Consider the following 2,073-nt stretch of genomic DNA (forward strand, 5'->3'; position numbering starts at 1 on the left):
AATAAGAGCAGCGCCTATAACCTGGGCGAATATGGTCAACTGATTGGAAGAGATATGGGTTGATAGAAATTTTCTCGAACATATCGAAAAAACCATGGTAATAGGTATCTGCCTGAGCTTCTCCAAACTCGCTATATTCGTAAGCGTATATCCGCTTTAGGTCTTCTTTAGTATTCGAAGATATCTTAAATTCAAACATGCCTTACTTCAGTTCTGACTTGAATTCAGCCAGCATCTCAGATGCCATTTGATTTACAAAACCACTGGATTCTGCATCTTCAAGCTTTCTATTAATTGCTTCAGCCCTTCTCGCGCTGCGGATAAGATCGTTTATCAATTCACTTTTATTAGAGTAATCTTGAACATTATCTACATGATTTCGCAACCAAGAATCATTTTGCTCTGTTAACGTAATACTTTGTCTCGGCATTTTACACCTCCCTCGATACAAACCTGGTGTAATTATACACCAGGTTTGTAGTGAATGGTCTACAGAATATTTAATAAGTTAGATACAGAGTCACTACTTAGACTAAGTCTCTCAGTGCTTAGCAAAGACACTCTCATACAAAGCAGCAAACAAAATAATGCCACCACCAAGTAGTGTGTTGAAGACTATTCCTTCTCTTAAAAGTAAATATGCAAATAGGCTTCCATAAACGACTTGCAGGCTTATCACCATTGATACGCTTTTAGCTGAACGATAGCGTAGGGCGTATGTTTTTTGAGTATGTGGGATTGCCGTAAACACGGTGCCTAGTAGAATTAATGCAAGTAGATCGGGTGTTTTTATTTCCACTGGCGAGACAGATGCAAAGGGTAGCAAAATTGCGGCTGACACCATCGCGTGATAAAACATAATGGTGAAAGGGGAAATATCTGACAGGTGCTTTGATACCAGAATATTTCTTAGTGCCACAGCCAGTGCAGATAAAAGACCAAACAATACTCCTGCGGTGACATTGTTTTCGAGAGTAAAGTCCGGGACGATCATAAAGACACCGAGCATAACCAGCAAACCCATGAGGATATCGGCTTTATGAAGCCGTGTTTTATTGATTAAGGGTTCCAGAAATACCGTCATGACAGGAAAGGTAAACATCGAGATCATGCCGATAGCGACAGTCGACAGCTGCATCGCTTGAAAATAGGCTGTCCAATGAACGGTGAACAGCATGCTGCAAAACACCAAGAGTAAAAAAACGGGTAAAGTGCTAATTCTAAGTTTTTGTTTGAATAGAAGTGCCACAATAAATACGGTGAGGCCGCAAATCAGAGTTCGGTAGGCAATTATGTCCCAGGCAGCATAGGGAATTAGTTTTGAAAAAAGTGCTGTACCACCAAGCAATAATGCGGCGATATGCATATGAAGCAGTACTTTATTATATATATTCATTTAAGCTTCATAGCAAGTATTAATTATCAGTAGCTGAGTGATACTGCCAAATACCATCAAGCTTAATGAAATGGCTATTCTCTACAATTCGCTGAGCCTTGCCCGACACTTTATAACGTGCAACGAAAGACACTTGGCCTTCCTTATCATCCTCTAGACCTGCTACTGTATCTTTAATTTTCAAACCAAGCCACTTACTTTGTGAATCGAAATCAAGGTTGCTTGGGCGGGTGTCCGGGTGCCAGCTTGTTAGAAGGTAGTCTTCATTCTCAAGTACAAAGGCACTGTAGCGAGAGCGCATTAGCTGCTCGGCTCTTAGTGCTTTAGCTATGTCAGCATGAATAAGAGCACAGCAATCGTCATACGTCAGGGAAGACCCACAGGGGCAAGGAGCTTTGGGCATTAATCTCGTCTTAATTTGTCGCTAATAGCGATCGGATTGGGGAAGTTAAAGATAACAATATATGAGTTAAAGATGAAAGTCAGTATTGCTGTGGCCTGGATAAGGTGGGAGGCCTCGGTCCCTATCAAAGCCGATGCGGTTGCCAGGTAGGCAATCAGTAACGAAAACTCACTAATTTGGCCTAATCGAAAACCAGCTTCCCAGGCAATGTCATTGGGTTCTTTGCTGCGCGTAAGCAACCAACGGAATATCACTGGCTTGATAACAATAATCA

Annotated in this window: 4 protein-coding genes and 1 pseudogene; all 5 read right to left on the minus strand. The window is 41.5% G+C overall.

What is annotated here, in order from left to right; genetic code table 11:
* Positions 1-199 (minus strand): type II toxin-antitoxin system RelE/ParE family toxin (locus A3766_RS32255; protein ID WP_068643029.1); only part of this gene is annotated, 199 nt, incomplete at its 3' end.
* Positions 200-202: 3 nt separating this feature from the next.
* Positions 203-430, minus strand: coding sequence for a CopG family transcriptional regulator (locus tag A3766_RS22985; RefSeq protein WP_068511406.1), 228 nt, complete (start codon positions 428-430; stop codon positions 203-205).
* 111 nt (positions 431-541) lie between these two features.
* Positions 542-1,396: a DMT family transporter gene (locus tag A3766_RS22990; RefSeq protein ID WP_068513717.1), complete on the minus strand. Its 855-nt coding sequence runs from the start codon at positions 1,394-1,396 to the stop codon at positions 542-544.
* 19 nt (positions 1,397-1,415) lie between these two features.
* Entirely contained in the window at positions 1,416-1,799 is a 384-nt protein-coding gene (locus A3766_RS22995) for a YchJ family protein (RefSeq protein ID WP_068513714.1), read from the minus strand.
* Positions 1,799-2,073: pseudogene (locus A3766_RS32260) on the minus strand (cation:proton antiporter); the annotation flags it as partial. The pseudogene A3766_RS32260 and the gene A3766_RS22995, both read right to left, overlap by 1 nt.

It is taken from the genome of Oleiphilus sp. HI0132 (assembly GCF_001635845.1).

Coding starts and splice junctions, on each gene's coding strand:
- A3766_RS22995 (WP_068513714.1), bottom strand. CDS start 1,799: ATGCCCAAAGCTCCTTGCCCCTGTGGGTCTTCCCTGACGTATGACGAT.
- A3766_RS22985 (WP_068511406.1), bottom strand. CDS start 430: ATGCCGAGACAAAGTATTACGTTAACAGAGCAAAATGATTCTTGGTTG.
- A3766_RS22990 (WP_068513717.1), bottom strand. CDS start 1,396: ATGAATATATATAATAAAGTACTGCTTCATATGCATATCGCCGCATTA.